Origin of the sequence: Rhodococcus sp. Q1 (genome assembly GCF_004153645.1) — a bacterium.
GTDB lineage: Bacteria > Actinomycetota > Actinomycetes > Mycobacteriales > Mycobacteriaceae > Rhodococcus > Rhodococcus gordoniae.
Map to the genome: position 1 here is coordinate 87,734 of NZ_SDMJ01000010.1, position 19,622 is coordinate 107,355.

Sequence of the window (19,622 nt, forward strand, 5' to 3'; positions counted from 1 at the left end):
TCGTGTCGACTCTCGACGGTGAGGTCTGAGCGCTTCCTGAGAATTGCCGGTCTCGGCGCGTCGAATGGTGTGCACCGGGCTGCACTACTCGTTCCCCGAACCCTGAGGAAACACTGTGGCCTGCACCGATATAGGGGTGCAGGCCACAGTCGTGCGCGGAGCGTGAGGGTGGTTAGTTGCTGCTGCCGAACAACGGGTTGGGCACCGGCTCGTTGCCGGGTGACGGGAGCGCCGGGAGTTCGGCCGGCACGGTGACCACTGTTGCCGCCTGTTCGACGGTGAACGATTCGTACGGGAACAGCGCCAGAGTTTCTTCGATGCCGGGATAGTCGGAGACCCACATGGCGGTCGCGTCGGCATTTACGCACGACGCCAAGGCGACGTAGGAACCGTCGGGAACATCGATCACGGTGTGCACGGTGGCGCCCGGTCGGATGTCGCTGGAAGTGCCGAGTTGCGTGCCGTAGAGGACTTCACTCACTGGGGGAAGGACCCCGCCGGGCGCGGGTGCGAGCGACGTCGCGCAGGTCAGGATACCGCCGGTGTTGTTGGTGACTGTATTGGTCACGCTGTGGCCGTCGACTCCGAAGGCGTAGGTGACTTCGCTCGCGTCGGCGGCTGCGGCGAGACCGGGGACGGCCACAGCCAGGGGAACGGCTGCGGAGGTGACAAAGGCGGTGCGGAGGATCGATCGCATGGAGGGTTCCTTGTGGTCGGATGATGGGACAACATTTCTGATCTTGGTGCGTGGGTGCGCGCCCCGCATGTTTTCGGCGGAACCCTGTTCCAGGCGGGGAAGGAATGTGGGGTGAGTGCGCGCGTGCTCCAGGAACTCATTGCCCAGCGCAACATCGTCGAAAGGATGGCGTACACCAAGCGGGGCCACGACGATCCGCACCGCAATCATGTGCCGAGTCGATCGGAGGTCGAAGCGATCCCGACCGGGATGTACCGCCATCGGTTCGATCGGGGGAGAGGGCCATGGAGAACCTCGAGAGGGAGCTCGAGGCGGTGCGTCGACCTCGACGAGACGATAACCGCGACCGATTCGATGGCCGGGAGATGCCGCCCCGATCACGGTGCGTGCAAACTCCCCTCCCGGTCTTCGCGTTAAGGTGCCCTGCATACCCCACGGGTGTCGAAGGGAGTCTCGCGATCATGCAGGTACCTGTCCGTATGGCCGCAGTAATCCTCTCGCTCGCGGTCCTGGCCGCAGGATGCGCAACCGGGGAGCAGATCACTGGACCCGGCGCGCGAACCGGCGATGCGTCCGGGATGTCCTGCGAGCGGGTGGAGTCCTTCACCGGGACTCTGCGGGTAGGAATTTCTGCGCCGCCCCGCCCGACAGGAATGCCTGCAGACGGCACGTTCGCACCCGGCGAGACCCCGCCGGCGGTGGTCTATCCTGTGCTCGACTCCGTCGACATCGTCGGTACCGATGAGGATCGGGTGATGTTCACCTTCAGTGGTGACGGATCGATCGGATGGTCGGCGCGTTTCGTCGCCGTCGCGTTCCGCCAGGGGGAGGATGCTTCTGCACCGGTCTCCGGCCGGTGCGTGCTCCAAGTCGACTTCAGTGGCGCCGACACCGGTGAAGTCTGGTCCGGGGGAGCACCGGTATACCTGTCCCCGGCGAGTACCTCGGAAGTGGTCGAGGTGTTCGGCTACCCCAGCGTCAACCATCTCGCCCAGACGTTCATCGGTACCCGCACCGGCACACCGGTGATCACCGTGGACAGCGCGCCCACCGCCGGCACCCTCGAGGTCGCGGTCGCCACGGCGTCGCGGTAACCGCCCCAGGCCGGAGTGGAACGCGAGTACCGGCTGGGCTCGTGACGGCCGGTGTGCGTTCGACTGTCGGCCCGTCGTCCGAACCTGCCGGACCAGGTGTGCAAAGTCCGGGACGCGATCAGCATCGAAACCTTCCGAGTTGCTCCTCGTAGGGTCTGTAGCCATGACACGGTGGTGGTGGGCAGCGATCGTCGGCGTTCGACGTATCCGGTGGTCACTCGCCGATCCGACCCGGGTCGGTCCACTTCCTCTACGCCACATCGTTTCGTTTCCTCAACTCGCACATGACATCTGCGATCAACGACGCCGGCTTGGGTGCGAGCAGCAGTCAGAGAGGCCCGTACGTGGCATTGCCGACAGGATCGCGCCACGTCCGGAGGTCCTGTTCGAGTAGAGCCTCCTCGTGCCCCGTTGTCGAATTCGCTGTAGCCGAATACCGCGCCGAGGACGACGGCGAAGAAGGCGATCATGCTGATGCCACCCCGTGTCGATCCCGGTCCGCGCATGATCAGGGTGCGTCGCGTGTTGGGCAGCCGGGATCGAAGGCGGCGGCATCCGAGCATCGAGAACCAGGAGTCCCGCTCCGATGGTTCCGAGGGCGGCCGAAGGTCCGACGCCTCCGCCCAGGATGGTGATGAAGACCCCGGTGAGAATGAGAACCGCGCCGGCCCCGATCTGCGCTCCCGGGCTGCTGTCACAGCGCCCCGGGTGTCGGCCAGTTCGCGCAGGCGGGAGCGAGCCTCCGGGTCGCTCGGCCGCGCCAGGTCCGGAGAGATCCAGTACTCCAGTGGTCGCTCCGGCAGCGAGGAGTGGGATGAGCGCCCCAGGTGATCGTCCATCGCTTGCCTTCCTTGCGGACGAAGAGGGTGTTCCCGAATTCGCCGCGGCCGCGCCTTCATCGAGGTGTGGGCTCATCCCAGATCTTCGGCCCGGAACCGACGAAGGTCCTCGGCCATTTTCCTGGTCACCCGGGGCGGTTCGCTTCGTCACCGCGGAGGGGCCTACTACGGGGACCTACTGAAGTAGATCCTTCGCGATCTGCTCGATTCTGAGGACGCTGTCGAACAGGTCTTCGCCGATGCCGGCGCGCAGCTCGGCCTCGATGCCTGCCGCGAGGTCGTCGGCTTCCTCGATGGCCTTCGCGCCGAGCGTTGTCAGCCGTACCTCTACGAGCTTCTGATGCATCGGGGACGGTCGCCGACTGATGAGGCCCTTGCTCTCGAGAGTGGCCAACATCGTGGCAGTCGCTTGGGGGGTGCTCTGCCCAGTTCGTGCGAGCTGCGCTGCAGAGGTCGGCTCGAGGTGCCTGATCGACAGGAGGGTCGCATATTGCGGCACGGTGAGGTCGAGTGGACGCAGGGCCGCCGCCTTCGCGTCGATGATCAGCCGCGAGATTCGCCGAACGTGGGTGCCGAGTCGGTCGTCGAGCACCTCGGACAGCGAGTTGTCGACAGTCTCATCCCTCACCGAGCGCTTCTCCTCCGTCTACACCTACTTTGATGTATCAGAGTATTGCTTCAGGTCGGCGCACGCCAATTCGCCGGCCGAGAGCCTCTGCAAGGCGCCGCCCTTGACAGTCCCGGCCGGCCAAATCTTACCCGCCCATGAACTTCTCGAAGCATGAACTTCTCGAACATGTGATGCGGAGAGTGCAGACGTATCAACATCGAGCCGTGAATAAGTCTATTGATCTATGACAGATAGTTGATACTGTCGTCGTGTCGCCCGACGGAGGACAAGTCGGAGTCCGCCCGCCCACGCGGCTCGGGCGCGCCACGTCGACTCGCCCGTTGATTACAGAGTGGAGGAGCCAGATGTCCATGACGATCGAATCGCAGACAGAGGGCATTTCCTACGAGGAGAGCAAGAGAGAAGTCGTCACAGATGAAGGGGCGTTGCGGTATCACGAGGCCGGTGACGGTCCGCCTCTGTTGTTGCTGCATGGCTCAGGCATCGGCGTCAGCGGATGGCGCAACTACCGCGGAAACCTCGCGACGCTGGCGCAGCAGTTCCACTGCTACGTGCTGGAGTTTCCGGGATTCGGTATCAGTGACCCGGTGGACGGCTACCCCATCGCGACAGCCGCCGCTGCGGTGACACGGTTCATGGATGCCGTCGGTATCGAATCTGCTGCGATCATCGGCAATTCGATGGGTGGTGTCGTTGGCGTCCATGTCGCGATGCGGCACCCCGACAGGGTCTCGAAGTTGATCACCATCGGCGGGGTCGGGCCGAACATCTTCAGCCAGCAGCCCAGCGAAGGCACTCGGCTGCTGCGCGACTTCGCCGACGAACCCAGTCGCGAGAAGCTGGTGCGATGGCTCAACTGCATGGTCTACGACCCTGCCGTCATCACGGAAGAGCGCATCGAAGAGCGGTGGGAGACCGCGAAAGACCCTGCTTCCCACAAGACACTTGCCGCGATGTACGGATCCCAAGCAGCTATCGAACAGCAACGCGCGCTCGAGTCCTCCGACGCACCGCCGTATTGGTCGATGATGCGGAAGGTTCAGTGCCCGACACTGTTCACCTGGGGACTCGATGACCGGCAGTGTCCACCCGACATGCCACTCGTTCCACTTCGATTGGCGCCCAAAGCCGAGCTCCACATCTTCCCGAACTGCGGGCACTGGGTAATGCTCGAAGCCAAGGAAGCGTTCGAGCGTGTCGCACTCGAGTTCCTGCTCCGCCGAGAGCCCGGAGCGTCGACTTCGGCCGCCTGGAACGACGTCGTCGCTCGGCGTTCCGGCGACCGGGTGCGCAGCAGATAGTGATGCCGATGAACCCGACCCGACAACCGCCGACGCAGCCGGAACGTCCTGCCGGCGGGTCGAATCGATTGCTGGGACGACCCTTTCCGGTGACGGTCCGATCGGATGGGCCCGGGTTGTGAACCCGGGGCCATCCGGTGTCACGAAGCTAGTTGGTGGGAGGCATCAGGACCGAATCGATCAGGTAGACCGTGGCATTGGCGGTTTGTACACCGCCACAGACGACTGAAGCGTCATTGACCTTCAAGTCGTCCCCGCTACCGGTGACCGTGAGGGTCGACCCTTCTGCGGTGGTGTGTGTGCCGTCCACATCAGAGGGGCTGAGCTGGCCCGGCACTACGTGATAGGTCAGGATCGTGGTCAGAAGAGCGGAGTCCGTCTCGAGTGTGTCGATAGTGGCCGGATCGATCTTGGCGAACGCCTCGTCCACCGGTGCGAAAACGGTGAACTGACCGCCGTTGAGCGTGTCGACGAGATTCACCTGCGGATTCAGTTCGCCCGACACTGCTTGTGTGAGGGTGGTGAGCAGGGGATTGTTCGAAGCGGCGACGGCCACCGGATCCTGTGCCATGCCTTCGACCGACCCGGCGCCGGTAGGCACCTGCTCGGCGTAGGCGGAGCAACCTGGCCCGACCAGGCCCGAAGCCGAGTCGGCCTGCATGGTCGCAGTCGCCGGCATCGATTCCGTCATTGCCGTCGTCGAGTCGGCTGTGGTCGTCTGGTCGCCGTCCGACGAACAAGCCGACAGTCCCAGAACGGCTACGGCAGTAAGGCTGACGGCAGCTGCGGCGCGGGTCGTGATCATGAAATCCACCTTCGATCGGTCAAGGGTCGGGCCACCAGAGTTGTGCACTGTTGTCCCGGCTGTCAGAAGGGTCTTCGGTACCGATCCCTGTGCGGATGGGTCCGCTCCAGAAGATTTCTCGAACATGCTCGGGGACTCGCACCCATCCGATTCGCGGGCGGCTCCGAAGTCCACACGACCCCGACAGTAAGGACGGCACAGATGACGACGAACGAGGATGCTGCCGCAGGGCATTCCGACCCCTCGGAAACCGGCAGCCCTCGCTCGTCCTGGCGATCGACGGCGCTGGCCAAGGGACTTGCCGGGATACTGTCCGTCGCTGTCGCGCTGGGTATCGGGGAACTGATGGCGGTTCCGTTCGGGCCGTCGACCTCCCCGTTCTTCGCAGTCGGCTCCACGACCGTCGACCGAAGTCCGGCGTGGGCGCGGGAATTCGCGATCACCACTTTCGGTACCGACGACAAGGCAGCGCTGTTCATCGGAATGAGCGTGCTGATCGTGGTATTTGCAGCCATCGCTGGACTCGTCGAACGCCCTGGTCGTCCCTTCGGCAGCGGTGTGCTCATAGCCCTCGGTCTGGCCGGAGTCTATGCCGCTGTATCTCGCCCCGGGGCGAGCGCCCTCGATGCGCTGCCGACGATCGTGGGGTTGGTCGCCGGCCTCGTCGCGCTGCGGCTGCTCACTCACAGCGCTCGAGAACTCGATGGTGTCTCACGGACGCGGGCGGGCGTGTCCCGTCGACGCTTCCTGGTGCTGGCCGGTACCGCAGCGGCGGTGGCGCTAGCCGCGGGTGCAGCCGGACGTCACCTCGCAGGCTCGATCGCTGATGCTGTGCGCAACCGCGCCGCATTTACTGTCCCATTCGTCGTGCCGAGAAATCGCGCCGCGGCAGTTGCTGCGGGCACCGACCTGGCGATACCCGGGGCGACACCGTTCATCACCGGCAACGACGCCTTCTACCGAATCGACACTGCCCTCCAGGTCCCGAGGCTCACCACCGACGACTGGAGTTTGCGCATCCACGGCATGGTCGAACGCGAAATCACTGTGCGCTGGGCCGACCTGATCGCCCGTACCCCCATCGAACGGACCATCACCCTGACCTGTGTGTCCAACGAGGTCGGTGGTGAGCTCGCCGGCACCGCCACTTGGGTCGGTTATCCGATGGCGGAGCTACTCGACGAGGCCGGGGTGTCCGCCGACGCCGACATGCTGCTTTCGACCAGCACCGACGGGTTCACTGTCGGAACACCGATCGCGGTTCTGCGTGACGGCCGAGACGCGCTGCTCGCGGTGGCGATGAACGGGCAACCCTTGCCGTTCGAGCACGGTTATCCGGTGCGGCAGGTGGTACCGGGTCTGTACGGGTTCGTCTCCGCCACCAAGTGGGTCGTCGACTGGGAAGTGACCCGGTTCGACCGGGCACAGGCCTACTGGACTCGGCGCGGCTGGGCCGAGCAGGCCCCCGTCAAAACAGCTTCCCGCATCGATGTCCCGGCCTCCTTCGCACGAATCCCCGCCGGCGAGGTCATGGTCGCCGGGACGGCGTGGGCACAGCACCGCGGCATTTCGCGAGTGCAGGTGAGGGTCGATGACGGGCCATGGACGGAAGCCACTCTGACACCGCAGTACTCGATCGATACGTGGCGGCAATGGTCGTGGAAATGGTCGGCCCTTCCGGGCAATCACACGCTGCAGGTGCGTGCGATCGACGGCACCGGACAGCTCCAGACCGAGCAACGCGCACAGCCGATTCCCGACGGGGCCAGCGGATGGCACACCCGCCAGATCACCGTGACGTGACCGCAGCGGCGAGATACCCGCCCACGGTCAGGTGCACTCCGCCGTACACCTCGGCGACGGCCCGCCGGTCGGGCAGCACCCACCGTCCGTCGCGGCCGGTGGTGCGGTACCAGCCGGGGCGTTTCTGCGCGATGACCTCGAGCGGAAACCGCCGGCACAACTGCACCCAGTCGTCGGGACCGTGGATTTCGAGCACGTCGACGGTGCCGGGAACGACCCGGCGACACCGACCGACCGCACTGGTATCGAGCAGCTCGATCGTCGTCCAAGACGAGGTGATCCGAAGGAAGTCACTCCCGCATGTCCGGCGGAAGAAGGAACACCCGATCACGCTGCACCGGACGATATCCCTTGATAATGACCAATTCTCGTAGACAACCGCCATTGACGACACCGGCGACACCTCTGCATTCTGCAACAGCCTCCGTAGCGAGCCGGAATTCGGCTCCCTCGCCGCCGCCACCGACCCACAGTCCGAGGATGTCGCGGTGGCCATCGACGGTCACCCCGACTGCCACGTAGACGGGTCGGTTGGTGACCTGTCCGTAAGCGGTCCTTGACGTGGATCGCGTCGATGAACAGCACTGGATACGCCGGATCGAGCGGCCGCCCGGTTCATCCGGCCATCTCGTCGAGCTCCTTGTCGGTGATCTTGCTGATCGTGTCCTTCGACACCGACGCTCAGTAGGCGTCGTCGAAGTGGGCGAAGATCTCCCCGGTGGTCGGACCCTTCGCCGATAGCGACAAGGTGATCTCATCGACCCCGATCAGTCGCCGCTGTCGTTTCTTGACGATCTGCGGATCGAACGACGAGCCGGTGTCACGCGGCACCTGGATCTGAACGGCTTCAGGAATGGGAGCGATGTCCGAGGAGCTTTGTCCGTCCCGCAGAGGCCGCGACGATTGGTGAACAAGGCCGTCGTTATCGTGTGTGGTGATGGTTGATGAATCCGCGTTCACACGGGGCGCACGACTTCGTCTGGGCCTGCACGTGCTCGTTGTCGTGCTGGCGTTGATCGTCCTGCTGCGTGCGGTGCTGCTTTCCGAAGCATCGGCGGGATGGATCGGTGCGTTGACTGCGCTGTTCGTTGTCGTTCACATCGTAGGTGCCAGTTCGTTGCGTGCTCCGGCTGCGCGATTCGCTTGGTTGGGATCATTGTGTGCAGTGTGGGTGGCGATGGCGCTTCTGGGCGCCGACGCGGCGTACGTATCGTTCGGGCTCATCCTGCTCTTCATGACCGAGGTGCCGCTCGTGCCCGCTGTGTCTGCGGTGGCGGTGATCACTGGTGCCAACGTGCTGATCGGCGTCCACACTCGCGGACAGTGGGGCGGAGCGCTGGTCGGGTCGTTGCTCGGGGCTGTGGTCGGTGTCGTTGTCGGGCTCGGTTTTCGGGTGCTGTTCTACGAGACGGAGCGCCGGCAGCAGTTGATCGAGGATTTGCATCGCACTCGCGCGGAGCTGGCGGAGACCGAGCGCTCCGCGGGCGAACTGGCCGAACGTGAGCGGTTGGCCAGCGAGATTCACGACACCGTCGCGCAGGGGCTGAGCAGCATTCAGATGCTGTTGCACGCCGCTGAGGCCGAAGATCTGCCCCCGGGTGTTGCGGACAAGATCGTCATGGCTCGGCGGACCGCGTCGGCGGGATTGGCGGACGCGAGACGTCTGATCGCGGCTCTCTCGCCCGCTGACCTGGCGGGCAGTTCGCTCGCCGACGCGTTGGGCAGGGTGTGTGAGCGAGCCGCGGCGGGGAGGGTTGACGTGCGTCTTCTCGTCGAGGGGCAGGCGGTGTCCTTGCCGATGCCGTTGGAGTCGGCGCTGGTGCGCCTCGTCCAGGGCGCGGTCTCGAATGTGGTGCGCCATGCCGATGCCGGCCACGCGGTGGTTACCCTCGGCTATGGTGCTGACGCCGTACACCTGGACGTGGTCGATGACGGACGGGGCTTCGATACCGCGATCCTCGACGATCCGTCCGCACACAACTTCGGGCTCAATGCCATGCGGACCCGGGTCGAGCAGCTCGATGGACAGTGGTTCATCGAATCGGAGCCCGGCCACACCGCAGTGTCGGTGACGTTTCCGCTTCCACAGCAAGGGGAGGAGCTCCGATGATCCGGCTGATGCTCGCAGACGACCATGCGATCGTCCGCGCCGGACTACGAGCGCTGCTCGAGTTGCATTCGGATGCAGTCTCGATCGTCGCCGAAGCCTCCACGGGTCAACAAGCCGTTGCGCTGTGCAGGGAGGGGGGGATCGACCTCGTTCTCATGGATCTGCGGTTCGGCACCGGACTGAGCGGCGTGGAGGCGACCAGCCGGATCCGGGCTCTACCGAACGCTCCGCGGGTACTGGTGGTGACGAACTACGACACCGATGCCGAGATTCTGCGCGCAATCGAGGCCGGCGCCAGCGGCTATCTCCTCAAGGACACTGCGCCGGCCGAACTCTTCACGGCAATCGTCGCGGCAGCAGGGGGTGCGAGCGCGTTGTCACCGTCGGTGGCCTCGAAACTGATGGCGCAGATGCGTGCGGGCCCGACCCTCACCCCACGTGAGATTCAGGTGTTGGAGGCTGTGGCCGCAGGGTTCTCCAACCGAGAGATAGCGCGTCGGATGTTCCTCAGCGAGGGCACGGTGAAGACGCACCTGACGAACACTTTCGGCAAACTGGGTGTGCGATCCCGGACCGCAGCTGTGGCACAGGCACGGGCGCGGGGGATCATCGACGGCACCATCGACTAGATCTACCGCTCGGTCCGACGGTCGGGTGCTGTCTCTGTCCGTATCGGCTGCGTGTGTCGCCCGTGTGGCTCCGGATTGCGCTGCTTCACGCGGTCTCTATCGAAAGTCGTAGATGAATCTCACCGTTCGTTCGATGTGCCAGAGCGCGTAGTCCGGTCGGATGGAAGGTATGAAGATACTTGTCAATTCCGCGTTCGGGTACGCCGTCGCGGGTCTGGCGTCGGGCCTGTACTACCGGGAGCTGACCAAGGCCCAGGACTTCGACGGCCCGACTCAACTGTCCATCGTGCACACCCATTTCCTGGTTCTCGGGGTGCTGTTCCTGCTGATTGTTGCCATTTTCGAGCGCCTGTTGGTGCTCTCGGACAGCCCGCTCTACCGCTGGTTCACCGTCACCTTTCACGCCGGCCTGATCCTCACGGTGGCGATGCAGCTCGTCCACGGGACCATGCAGGTCTTCGGTAAGGATGCGTCGGCCGCGATTTCGGGAATCGCCGGGATCGGTCATGTCCTGCTGACCGTCGCCTTTGTCGTCTTCTTCCTCGCACTTCGAAGCGCAGTCGCGCGCACACCACAACATCGCGACGTTCACCAGATAGCAGACACATCAACGAATGCGGAGGAAGTGGCATGAGTGACCTGCCTCAACGACCGACGGCGACGTCGGATGCCCGCATTCTGGTGCGGGCGTTCCGTATCGTGGCGACGCTGGAAGCAGTGACCTGGCTCGGGTTGCTGATCGGCATGTACTTCAAGTGGATAGCCGAGAGCACCGAGGTCGGCGTCCGCATCTTCGGATCCCTGCACGGGGCGGTGTTCGTGACATTCGTCGTGCTCTCGATCGCAATGTACGTCCGGCTCGGATGGCGCCTGCGGACCCTACTGTTGGCGCTGGTTTCTTCTCTGCCGCCGTTCGCCACGATCGCGTTCGAGGTGTGGGCTGCCCGTACCGGGCGCTTCGTCCCGGGCGCGGACCGCTACTCCGACTTTCCGTCTCACTATCCGACGTCGGTGCGATGAACGCATTCCAGTCGAGTTTGGATGCCCTGATATGACATCACGCTTTATGAACACTCTCTTCGGATCACGGCGTCGGGCCGGCATCGTCGTGCTGCTGTGGATCATCCTCGCGGGCGCCCTCGCAAGCATCGCGCCGGCCTTGGAGGACGTCGAAAACAACGCGGGAGCAAACGATCCGCCCCCGTCATCGCAATCCGTGCAGGCTGCCGAACTCGCTGCCCGCGAGTTTCCCCGCAATGAGGGAACCCCGGCGATCGTCGTCGTGCACGGCGCCGACGGGGCCACGACGGCGGCGGCAGTGGAGCGGATCGTCACGAGCATTGACGGTGCGAGAGCCGACAATCCCGCGATCGCCGCGATAGTCACCGCCGACGGCCCTGGCGGCGACAATCTGCGCACCACCGACGGTGACAGTGAGATGATTATCGTATCGCTGACAGGCGACCCGACCGACGAATCGTTCCAGAACACGGTCGGTGAGCTGCGCGATCTGGTCAGCGAGGCCGCCGGACCTGCTGATGCGGCGGTCACCGGGCCTGCAGGAATCGCCACCGACACCGTCAAGGTGTTCAGCAGCGGCGACAAGATCCTGCTCCTCGGAACGATCCTGCTGGTCGCCATCATCCTCCTGGTGATCTATCGGTCGCCGGTCCTCGTGGTTGTCGCGCTGGCCGGTGTGGGCGTCGCGATGCGGCTCGCCGAGACGGTGGGCGCGATGATGGCCGACGCGGGATGGTTCGATATCAGTTCGCAGACCGCGTCGATCATGACCGTGCTGCTGTTCGGTGTCGGCACCGACTACGCACTGATCGTCACCGCCCGCTACCGTGAAGCCCTCGCGGAGGAATCGAATCGCTCCGCCGCCATGATGCGGGCGCTGCGAGGAGTGTCCGAGGCGATCTTGTCGAGTGTCTCGACGATCGTCCTGGCCATGCTGGCTCTGCTCGTAGCGGTCTCTCCGGCCCTGCGTGGATTCGGCCCCTATCTCGCGCTGGGCGTCGCTTCGATGGGGCTGGTCGCCTTCACCTTCACCCCCGCACTCATGTTGCTCTTCGGAGGAAAACTGTTCTGGCCCTCCACAACCCAGACTGCGTCGGGACGCGCCGGTGGCAAGGTCTGGGAACGGATCGCGGATCTGGTCGACCGATCGCCGAAGACTGTGCTGGTATCCACACTCCTCGGTCTTCTCGTGATGACCGCGGGCCTGGCCGGCTATCGTGAAAGCTTCGACTTCATCAGCGGATTCCGCATCGACACCCAGTCTGAGGCCGGTCAGAACATGATCGCCGACGCATTCGGACCCGGGGAGATCGCGCCGTCCACCGTCTACGTCACCACCCAGCCCGGGACACCGTCACCCGACTGGAACCAGATCACCAGCCGCCTGTCGGACGTGGACGGGGTGGCCCGAGTCGGTGAGCAACCCGCGGTCAGCGCTGACGGGACAACGGCAGCATTCCAAGTCGCCCTTACCGACAACCCCTACAGCCCTGAGGCAATGGACCGCGTAGACACCCTCGCGTCCGCTGCTCGGACTGCAGTGGACAGCGCGGGGATCGACGGTGCGCAGGTCCTCGTCGGCGGCGAAACAGCTCACTCCGCCGATATCCGGGCGGCGCTCGATCGCGACAACTGGGTCGTTGCCGCACTGGTCCTCGTGATCGTCGCCGCCGTCCTGGCACTGCTGCTGCGGTCCGTGCTCGCGCCTCTGTACCTGATCGGGACGCTGGTGCTGTCGTTCACCGCGACACTCGGGATCACGACCTTCATCACTGTCACGCTGCTCGGGGACGAGGGGATCGGGAACCGCGTTACGATCTACATCTTCGTGTTCCTGGTCGCTCTCGGTGTCGACTACACCATCTTCCTGATGAGCCGCTACCGGCAAGAGCTATCGGCGCATCCACCACGGGCGGCCCTGCGGGTAGCGCTCACCCGATCAGGCGGGGTGATCTCGTCTGCAGGACTCATCTTGGCAGCCACCTTCGCGGTGCTGACCACCCAACCGATCCGGGAACTGTTCCAGTTCGGTCTCGCGATGGCCATCGGGATCCTGCTCGACACCTTCATTGTCCGGCCGCTTCTCGTTCCCGCGATCATGCGGCTACTCGGAGACAAGGCGCTGTGGCCGAGCGTGACCGAGGCGAATGTGAAGCCGGCGATGGAACCGTCCCACGTCTGAGGTACCGCCGCCAAGTGCCCGCGTCCCCGTAAACGGACGCGGGCACTCAGCGGGGCCCTGGCCGTCCTCTCAGCCCGCTGAGTTGAGGGGCTGTTCGAACAACCGAATGCGGCGTCGACCTCCACCGGGACTGCTTCGTGATGCCCTTCCTCCTCCTCCGCCCTGCCCGTCGATCGAGCGTCGTGAGGGACGAGGCGACAAAACGGTGCGTTTGCTATGCGCGCTCTGTCGGGGTGGTGGTACCAGCAGCGCGCAGCGCGTCGTCAGGATCGCTGTTGTGCTTGCCGGCGAACGCGCGATAGCCCATGACCACCAGCCAGACGTAGGCGAGCGTCTTCGGGATCATCAACAGGCCGACGGTCTCGTTCTGCTGTGCCCACAGCACAACGGGGAGGTAGAACCCGAACGAGAGAGTCACCGCCGGCCAAGCGAAGCGGTAGAAGGCGTCGCCCCGAGCACGGACCCACAACGCGCCAATGATGGCCACGCCGAGGACGAGGAAGGGGATGTTGCGGATGATCCCCCACGACAACGGCGGGTCTGCGCTGAATATGTCGTTCTGCGGCAACAGGACCAGCAGCACGTGCACGATGGCCGCCGTATACACGACAATGCTCATCACCGGGCTCGGTCCCAACGGCCGATAGGTGCCTTCGGTGCGCGTTTCTCGTGCGGTCGGCCAGCGTCGCAGGATGAGCAGATAGACCAGCACGTAGAAGGCCGTCATGGTCAGCGCGGTGACCAGCTTGCCGTAGCCGAGGGAAACATGGTGGGCCTCGACGCCGGTGGTGTTCAATGCCCACACCCGGGCGAGCAGGTGGAACGAGTCGCCGAAGCCGAGAACGATCGCGGTCCAGCCCGCCAGTTGCGCCGGCAGCTCGCCCCGGCGCGCAGGCCCGCCGCGCAAGATGAGTACGCCGAGCGTGAAGATCGTCAGTAGATAGGTGATGTCGAAAGCCGACTCGAATATCGCTCGCAATGCCACAGCCCCTGTTTTCGTTCGGCGCCGGTTCCTCGAACTGCGCACCGTGTGAGAATCCGATTACATTGCCCGAACGCCGATTCCGTGCTCGACGAACAACGGCCATCGGGCCCCGCCGCGGCGGGGCCCGATGGTCCTGAAGGTAGTCGCCGCTGCGCCTCAGGACGCCGGCGTGGAAAGACGGCTGTAGGTGGGAAGCAGCGCTCCGCTGCGCATTCCATAGGCGCGGTCGACGGGGATCAGCTGACTCAGGTCATGGGTGACCATCACCGTGGCCACGTTCCGGTCGCGGCTCAGTTCCGCGAGCAGACCGACGATCTCGCGGCTACGGGCCTCGTCGAGTGCCGAGGTCGGTTCGTCGACCAGCAACACCGAGGGGTCGTTGATCAGCCCACGCGCAATCGCGACACGCTGGCGCTGTCCGCCCGACAGCTGGTGGGGACGCCGATCGAGCTGCTGCTCGAGACCGAGCGAGCACAACAGGTCCGCGGCGCGCGCTCGGCTGTCGCGGACCGACCCGCCGGCGAGGTGGGTCATCATCTGCAGCTGCTCGACGGCGGTCAACGAGGGGAGCAGGTTCGACTGCTGGAACACGAAGCCGAGCTTCTCGCGCCGCACAGCGGTGCACTGGTCGCGGCTCTGTCCCGTCACGTCCTGACCGTCGATGACGACACGGCCCGAATCGGGAGTGGTGAGCAATCCGGCGACGGCGAGCAGGCTCGACTTGCCTGATCCGGAAGGACCGGTCACGGCCACGAATTCGCCGCAACCGACTTCGAAGTCCACGTCGTCGAGGGCGCGCAGACGCTCGTCACCGTCGGGGTAGGTGAGGACGACGTCCTTCAAGGAGATGCTCATGTTCGGATGTCCTTTCGGCTTCGGGAGCGGCTTATCGGACGGCAGCGAGGGCGGTGAGGGGAACGATCTTGACGATGCGCGCCAGAGAGGCAGCCGCGCCGATCATGCCCATCGCGACGAGGATCAGGAACGGAACGACAGTGGTCGAGACCGCAAGCGTGAACGGAACCACCTGCGCGGCGATCGTTCCCACTCCGAGTGCGGCCAGGGTGCCCAGTCCGGCGCCGAGCACGAGCACGATCAGGCTCTGGCCGAGCGCGTCCTTGACCAGGTAGCGGGTGGAGGCGCCGACAGCTTTGAGGACGGCGAGGTCCTGGCTGCGCTGAATGGTCCACACGGTGAAGAAGGCGCCGACCACCAGGGCGCTGACGATCATCAACATCGCCTGCATCAGCAACAGCGATCCGCGCTCGGAGGTGTAGGAGCCGATCGCATCGAGCGCCCCGTCCTGGTCGGTGATCTCGGTTCCCGTGGCGGCAGCGGCCGCGCCGGCGTCGAAACCGTCCGAGGTCCGCAGCGCGACCACGCTGCCCTCGCTCCCGCCGGCCGACGGCAGCGCCGCCCACGCGTCGTGGTCCATCCAGACCACCGGCTGGTGGCTGTAGAACGAGTCGTCGACTACAGCTGCGATCGTGAACGGCGTTCCGCTCATTGTGATCTGGGTTCCGGTCGCCCATCCGTTGTCCTTGGCCAGGTCGGCATCGACAGCGACTTCACCGCCGGCGAGTGCGACCGGGGCGGCGAAGGAACGTCCGTCGACACCGAAGGCGGAGACGGCGACTTCCCTGCCGTCAACGCCGACCCGGGTCGGCGCGATACCGATGATCGCCGCCGCGTCCACCCCGTGCCTGGCTTCGAGTTCGGCCTGCTGGCGGGTCGTCACGATCGATTCGGCGAACGAGACCCCCTGGCCCTCGGCCGGTGCTCCGAAGGCGAAGTGGTCGGCGCCGAGATTCTTGATCGCGGCGATGGACTGATTGCCGAGGCCGGAGGTCAGCCCGGACAGCATGACGACCATCAGCGAGATGAGGAACAGGGCCGAGCTCATGATGGCGAACCGACCCTTGGCGAAGCGGAGATCACGGATGCTGAGGAACATGTATTCCAGCGTCGCGAAAAGAGGAGGTGGAGACATCGAGTATCGGTTGGGTTCTCCGATCCATCGGAAGTGGGACTCGGCGACGGATTCGAGGGAAGGCAGTGAGCCGCTGTTAGCGTGAGCTCGGTGTTCACGAGTGATCTACGAACACCTGACGTGCCTCATCCGGCCGGTGCCGAACCGGTGCTCCGCGCCATGCAATCAGGCGCACACCTGTTGTTCTTCCTGATCCTGGCAGTGGGTACCGGGCGTGCCGTCGCCGTCAGCGCCCACCTCGCCCTCGTTGTGCCACTCGCCGCGGCGGTGGCGGCGTGGTACCTGTGCGGGATCTGGTCCGTGCGGCGCAGAGGCCTCGAGAACGGCGAGCCCAGAGAGCGTCGGCTGGGACAGATCTGGCTCGGAATACTCGTGCTCGGTTGGGTGGCGCTCGTCGTGGCGGACGCCAACTTCGTCTGGCTGGCGTTCACCCTGTTCTTCCTCTGCTTCCCCCTCCTTGCGACTCCGACGGCGCTGGTCGTGACCAGTGCACTGACCGCGGCCGCCCTCGCGGCGACGATGTGGCACGGCACGACGAACACGTCAGCGTCGATCATCGGGCCGATCTTCGGGGCGTTGGCCGCCGCCGGCATGGCGATGATCTATCAGCAGCTGGTGCGCCGGTCCGCGCAACGACAGCGACTGGTGGACGAGCTCACCGAGGCACACCGCGAACTGCTCGGGGCACAAGACGAACTGGTAGCCCTGCAACGAGAAGCCGGCGCGCTGGCCGAACGGTCCCGGCTCGCCCGCGACATCCACGACACTCTGGCGCAGGGATTTTCATCGATCCTCCTTCTCTCCCGCGCAGGAGAGCGTGGCCCCGCCGACCCGGTCGCGATCTTCACCCGGATCGCGGACACCGCCCAGCAGAACCTCGTCGAAGCACGACAGGTGGTCGACGCCCTCGCACCCGCCGCCCTCGAAGCCGCGCCGCTGCACTCCCCGCGGGGCGGGTCCGATGAGCGCGGTACGGGTACTGCTCGTCGACGACCATCCGGTCGCGCGCCCGGCTACGTACGCTGCTGGCCTTGCACGAGGGCCTCGTCGTGGTGGGCCGAGGCCGCCTGGGGAGAGGAAGCCGTCGCGGCGGCGCCGGCATCGAAACCTGACGTGGTGCTCATGGATCTACGGCCAGCTGCCTGCTCGAGGACACCGACCCGCACGTGCTCATCGAATCGGTGTTCGCCGCCGCTCGCGGCGAGACCGTCCTCGAACCCGACGTGGACAAGCGTCTCTACCACCGCATGCAACAGCCCGCGCCGGTCTCAGCGTCCGGGAGATCGAAGTGCTCTCATTCGTGGCCGAAGGCCTGACGAACCGGGCGATCGCCAGGCAGCTCTTCGTCAGCGAAGCCACCGTCGGATCGGATCTGGTGCACGCCTTCACCGAACTGGCCGTCGACAACCGCACCGCCGCGGTGGTCGTGGCACGCGAACGGGGCTTGATCATCTGACCGCCGGTCAGGCGGTGCGGAGGGGCCGAACCTCACTCGACGGAGATCTTGTCATGGCCCGCGTCATCGGCAGGATCACCCGTGCGGGCGTCCGGTGTCCGGCGCGAGACCCACCAGACGACGATCGCCGCGAGCAGTCCCAGGAGCAGGAAGCCGGAGGTCGCGATCAGCGTCCACTGTGTGGCGTCGCTGAACTCACCCGAGAGGGTCTGCGCGATGTCCTCTTCACCGCGTGTGCGTAGTCCTGCGATCACTCCGCCCGCGGACGTCCGAGTGGCCTCGGCGAATTGCGCGGCCGGCCCGGTCACCTGCGCGAGATTGTGGGCCAGCGCGATCGACAGCACCGACCCGGCGACCGCTGCACCGAATGCGGCTCCGACCTGTCGTACCGTGCTCTGTGTCGCCGACCCCTGACCGGACGCCGCTGCCGGGATATCCCGCAGCACGGTGCTGGTCAGCTGCGCCGACGCGAATCCGAGACCGACGCCGTAGATCATCAGTACACCGCTGATCTGCACCGGGGACGAGTCGGGGATGGACGGTAAACGCGAGCACCAGCACACCGATCACCTCGAGCGCCACACCCACCAACACGGTGCCTGCGGCGCCGAGACGCGCCGCCAGGTGCCGCGCCAGGGCACCGGAGACGAATGCGCCGACTGCCATCGCCGCGAGTACGTACCCGGCGCACATGGTGCTCAGTCCCACCGCGTTGATCAGATACAGCGGCAGCACGAAGATGAGCCCGAACTCCCCGACTGCGATCATCATCGCCGCCACGTTGCCCCAACTGAACGTAGGTGTGAAGAACAGATTCAGATCCAGCAGGGCCGACCGCCGCACGCGCGCGCGGTGTCGTTCCCAGAATCCGAAGGTGACCAGCACCGCCAGAGAGATCGCCAGCAGTACCGGCACGATCGATATCGGCATCTCCTGTGACCACGTCAGGCCGAACACATTCAGGTCGCTCAGCGGTTTCCACCAGCCGAGTGTGTTGCCCTCGATCACCGCGAAAACCAGTGCGCCGAAACCGGTCGCGCTCAGCAGCAAACCGTCGACATCGTAGCCCCGACGCTTCACCGGGGAAGTAGTTTCGGGGACTGCGATGAGTGCGGCTACTACCAGCAGCGCCCCGATGGGAACGTTGACCAGGAAGATCCACTCCCACGTGAAGGTGCTGGTGAGCCAGCCGCCCAGGAGTGGTCCTAGAGCCGCGGCGCCAGAGATCACCGCGCCCCACACCCCGAACGCGGCCGCTCGGTCCTTACCGCGGAACATGTCGTTGACCGTGGACAGCGTGGACGGCAGGATGCAGGCGCCGCCGACGCCTTGGAGGACACGCGCACTGTTCAGTGCGGCAGCGTCTCCCGCAGTGGCAGCCCACAGACTGCCGGCGACGAACAGCACGATGCCGAGAATGAACATTCGGCGTCGGCCGATGCGGTCGCCGAGACTGCCGGAGGTGAGCAGCAGCGCTGCCAGCACCACCGAGTACAGCGAATTCACCCACTGCGCGTCGGTCAAGTCCAGGTGCAGGTCGTCGATGATCGTCGGCAACGAGACCGCGACGATGGTGCCGTCCATGACGATGAGTGCCAGGCCGACAGCTAACACCACCAGCGCCCACCAGCGGCCGGGCGGAGGACGGTGCTGGACGGCAGCGGACACGTCGCCGCCGGAGGCGTGTGGGTCGCTCGTCATGTCATGAAGGCTAGCGAGCGCCACCGCTGTCGACATCCATCGAAAGACTTAACGAATCGCCGGGAGACGACCACTCCACGAGCCGCTGCTCCTGCTGACGCAGGGCGAGCCGGGCCCGGGCCGGCAACTCGGCTGGCCGTTCCGCCGGCCCCGAAGAACGCGGCGAGTCCGAGAGCTGCACCGATCCCGCCCAGTATTCCTGCGGCTCATGCGTTTCGCTCGCCGGGGACGAACAGTTGACTGCACCAATCGACGTTGGCCCACCGCCGCAATGAGCGCCTCGATCCGAGCCATACCCTCACCTAGGCCGTGTTTCGAAAGTGATCTTGAACCGAGATGGTGCCAGCAGGAGTGTCGCAACAACTGAATGAGTGAAGTC

General features: G+C 65.3%; 15 protein-coding genes and 5 pseudogenes. 10 read left to right on the forward strand and 10 right to left on the reverse strand.

Annotated features, from left to right (window positions below; genetic code table 11):
• Positions 1-172 precede the first annotated feature (172 nt).
• Positions 173-907, reverse strand: coding sequence for a hypothetical protein (locus tag EQ874_RS20975; RefSeq protein ID WP_347400878.1), 735 nt, complete (start codon positions 905-907; stop codon positions 173-175).
• Between the two features lie 251 nt (positions 908-1,158).
• Between EQ874_RS20975 and EQ874_RS20980 the strand changes: the two genes are divergently transcribed.
• Positions 1,159-1,791 (forward strand): hypothetical protein, encoded by a 633-nt coding sequence (locus EQ874_RS20980; protein WP_242496861.1) that lies wholly within the window; start codon positions 1,159-1,161, stop codon positions 1,789-1,791.
• Positions 1,792-2,805: 1,014 nt separating this feature from the next.
• Here EQ874_RS20980 and EQ874_RS20985 read toward each other — a convergent pair.
• Positions 2,806-3,258 (reverse strand): MarR family transcriptional regulator, encoded by a 453-nt coding sequence (locus tag EQ874_RS20985; protein WP_016934037.1) that lies wholly within the window; start codon positions 3,256-3,258, stop codon positions 2,806-2,808.
• 347 nt (positions 3,259-3,605) lie between these two features.
• Here EQ874_RS20985 and EQ874_RS20990 point away from each other — a divergent pair.
• Positions 3,606-4,481: pseudogene (locus EQ874_RS20990) on the forward strand (alpha/beta hydrolase); the annotation flags it as partial.
• Positions 4,482-4,710: 229 nt separating this feature from the next.
• Here the strand turns inward: EQ874_RS20990 and EQ874_RS20995 are convergent.
• A complete protein-coding gene (locus tag EQ874_RS20995) occupies positions 4,711-5,367 on the reverse strand; it encodes a fasciclin domain-containing protein (protein WP_064063804.1) in 657 nt (218 codons plus the stop codon).
• A gap of 201 nt (positions 5,368-5,568) precedes the next feature.
• Here EQ874_RS20995 and EQ874_RS21000 point away from each other — a divergent pair, with 201 nt between their 5' ends.
• Positions 5,569-7,170: a molybdopterin-dependent oxidoreductase gene (locus tag EQ874_RS21000; RefSeq protein ID WP_242496862.1), complete on the forward strand. Its 1,602-nt coding sequence runs from the start codon at positions 5,569-5,571 to the stop codon at positions 7,168-7,170.
• Here the strand turns inward: EQ874_RS21000 and EQ874_RS21005 are convergent.
• Together EQ874_RS21005 and EQ874_RS21010 are read right to left on the reverse strand one after the other, a co-directional pair.
• Complete coding sequence (locus tag EQ874_RS21005) at positions 7,157-7,366, reverse strand: hypothetical protein (protein ID WP_242496863.1); 210 nt, start codon at positions 7,364-7,366, stop codon at positions 7,157-7,159. The two genes, EQ874_RS21000 and EQ874_RS21005, sit on opposite strands and share 14 nt — an antisense overlap.
• Before the next feature lie 232 nt (positions 7,367-7,598).
• Positions 7,599-8,013, reverse strand: a pseudogene (locus tag EQ874_RS21010) (transposase); the annotation flags it as partial.
• 94 nt (positions 8,014-8,107) lie between these two features.
• Between EQ874_RS21010 and EQ874_RS21015 the strand changes: the two are divergent.
• The 5 genes from EQ874_RS21015 (at position 8,108) to EQ874_RS21035 (ending at position 13,111) form a co-directional block, all read left to right on the forward strand.
• A complete protein-coding gene (locus EQ874_RS21015; protein WP_064063766.1) occupies positions 8,108-9,280 on the forward strand; it encodes a sensor histidine kinase in 1,173 nt (390 codons plus the stop codon).
• Entirely contained in the window at positions 9,277-9,909 is a 633-nt protein-coding gene (locus tag EQ874_RS21020; RefSeq protein ID WP_064063767.1) for a response regulator transcription factor, read from the forward strand. The genes EQ874_RS21015 and EQ874_RS21020 overlap by 4 nt, the downstream gene beginning before the upstream one ends.
• 169 nt (positions 9,910-10,078) lie before the next feature.
• Positions 10,079-10,543, forward strand: a complete 465-nt coding sequence (locus EQ874_RS21025; protein ID WP_165369302.1) for a DUF2871 domain-containing protein — start codon at positions 10,079-10,081, stop codon at positions 10,541-10,543.
• Positions 10,540-10,929 (forward strand): DUF3817 domain-containing protein, encoded by a 390-nt coding sequence (locus EQ874_RS21030; protein WP_064063769.1) that lies wholly within the window; start codon positions 10,540-10,542, stop codon positions 10,927-10,929. Before EQ874_RS21025 ends, EQ874_RS21030 begins: the two co-directional genes overlap by 4 nt.
• Positions 10,930-10,960: 31 nt before the next feature.
• Complete coding sequence (locus EQ874_RS21035; RefSeq protein WP_129978038.1) at positions 10,961-13,111, forward strand: MMPL family transporter; 2,151 nt, start codon at positions 10,961-10,963, stop codon at positions 13,109-13,111.
• A 214-nt stretch (positions 13,112-13,325) separates the two neighbouring features.
• Here the strand turns inward: EQ874_RS21035 and EQ874_RS21040 are convergent, their stop codons facing one another.
• From EQ874_RS21040 to EQ874_RS23430, 4 genes are all read right to left on the reverse strand, one after another.
• On the reverse strand, positions 13,326-14,096 hold the full coding sequence (locus EQ874_RS21040; protein ID WP_207213600.1) for a hypothetical protein: 771 nt from the start codon (positions 14,094-14,096) through the stop codon (positions 13,326-13,328).
• 156 nt (positions 14,097-14,252) lie between these two features.
• A complete protein-coding gene (locus EQ874_RS21045; protein WP_129978039.1) occupies positions 14,253-14,951 on the reverse strand; it encodes an ABC transporter ATP-binding protein in 699 nt (232 codons plus the stop codon).
• A gap of 31 nt (positions 14,952-14,982) precedes the next feature.
• Entirely contained in the window at positions 14,983-16,050 is a 1,068-nt protein-coding gene (locus tag EQ874_RS21050; RefSeq protein ID WP_129978040.1) for an ABC transporter permease, read from the reverse strand.
• Between the two features lie 579 nt (positions 16,051-16,629).
• Positions 16,630-16,848, reverse strand: a complete 219-nt coding sequence (locus EQ874_RS23430) for a hypothetical protein (RefSeq protein ID WP_347400879.1) — start codon at positions 16,846-16,848, stop codon at positions 16,630-16,632.
• A gap of 27 nt (positions 16,849-16,875) precedes the next feature.
• On the opposite strand from EQ874_RS23430, the pseudogene EQ874_RS23435 reads away from it, so the two are divergent.
• Together EQ874_RS23435 and EQ874_RS21060 are read left to right on the forward strand one after the other, a co-directional pair.
• Positions 16,876-16,950, forward strand: a pseudogene (locus tag EQ874_RS23435) (hypothetical protein); the annotation flags it as partial.
• A 97-nt stretch (positions 16,951-17,047) separates the two neighbouring features.
• A pseudogene (locus tag EQ874_RS21060) lies at positions 17,048-17,542 on the forward strand (response regulator transcription factor).
• A 32-nt stretch (positions 17,543-17,574) separates the two neighbouring features.
• Here EQ874_RS21060 and EQ874_RS21065 read toward each other — a convergent pair.
• Positions 17,575-19,243, reverse strand: a pseudogene (locus EQ874_RS21065) (DHA2 family efflux MFS transporter permease subunit).
• Positions 19,244-19,622: the final 379 nt, after the last annotated feature.

Bases quoted from the DNA above. Each gene is read 5' to 3' on its own strand.
- EQ874_RS20975 (WP_347400878.1), bottom strand. From the start codon at position 907: ATGATTGCGGTGCGGATCGTCGTGGCCCCGCTTGGTGTACGCCATCCT.
- EQ874_RS20980 (WP_242496861.1), top strand. From the start codon at position 1,159: ATGCAGGTACCTGTCCGTATGGCCGCAGTAATCCTCTCGCTCGCGGTC.
- EQ874_RS20995 (WP_064063804.1), bottom strand. From the start codon at position 5,367: ATGATCACGACCCGCGCCGCAGCTGCCGTCAGCCTTACTGCCGTAGCC.
- EQ874_RS21000 (WP_242496862.1), top strand. From the start codon at position 5,569: ATGACGACGAACGAGGATGCTGCCGCAGGGCATTCCGACCCCTCGGAA.
- EQ874_RS21015 (WP_064063766.1), top strand. From the start codon at position 8,108: ATGGTTGATGAATCCGCGTTCACACGGGGCGCACGACTTCGTCTGGGC.
- EQ874_RS21020 (WP_064063767.1), top strand. From the start codon at position 9,277: ATGATCCGGCTGATGCTCGCAGACGACCATGCGATCGTCCGCGCCGGA.
- EQ874_RS21025 (WP_165369302.1), top strand. From the start codon at position 10,079: ATGAAGATACTTGTCAATTCCGCGTTCGGGTACGCCGTCGCGGGTCTG.
- EQ874_RS21030 (WP_064063769.1), top strand. From the start codon at position 10,540: ATGAGTGACCTGCCTCAACGACCGACGGCGACGTCGGATGCCCGCATT.
- EQ874_RS21035 (WP_129978038.1), top strand. From the start codon at position 10,961: ATGACATCACGCTTTATGAACACTCTCTTCGGATCACGGCGTCGGGCC.
- EQ874_RS21045 (WP_129978039.1), bottom strand. From the start codon at position 14,951: ATGAGCATCTCCTTGAAGGACGTCGTCCTCACCTACCCCGACGGTGAC.
- EQ874_RS21050 (WP_129978040.1), bottom strand. From the start codon at position 16,050: ATGTTCCTCAGCATCCGTGATCTCCGCTTCGCCAAGGGTCGGTTCGCC.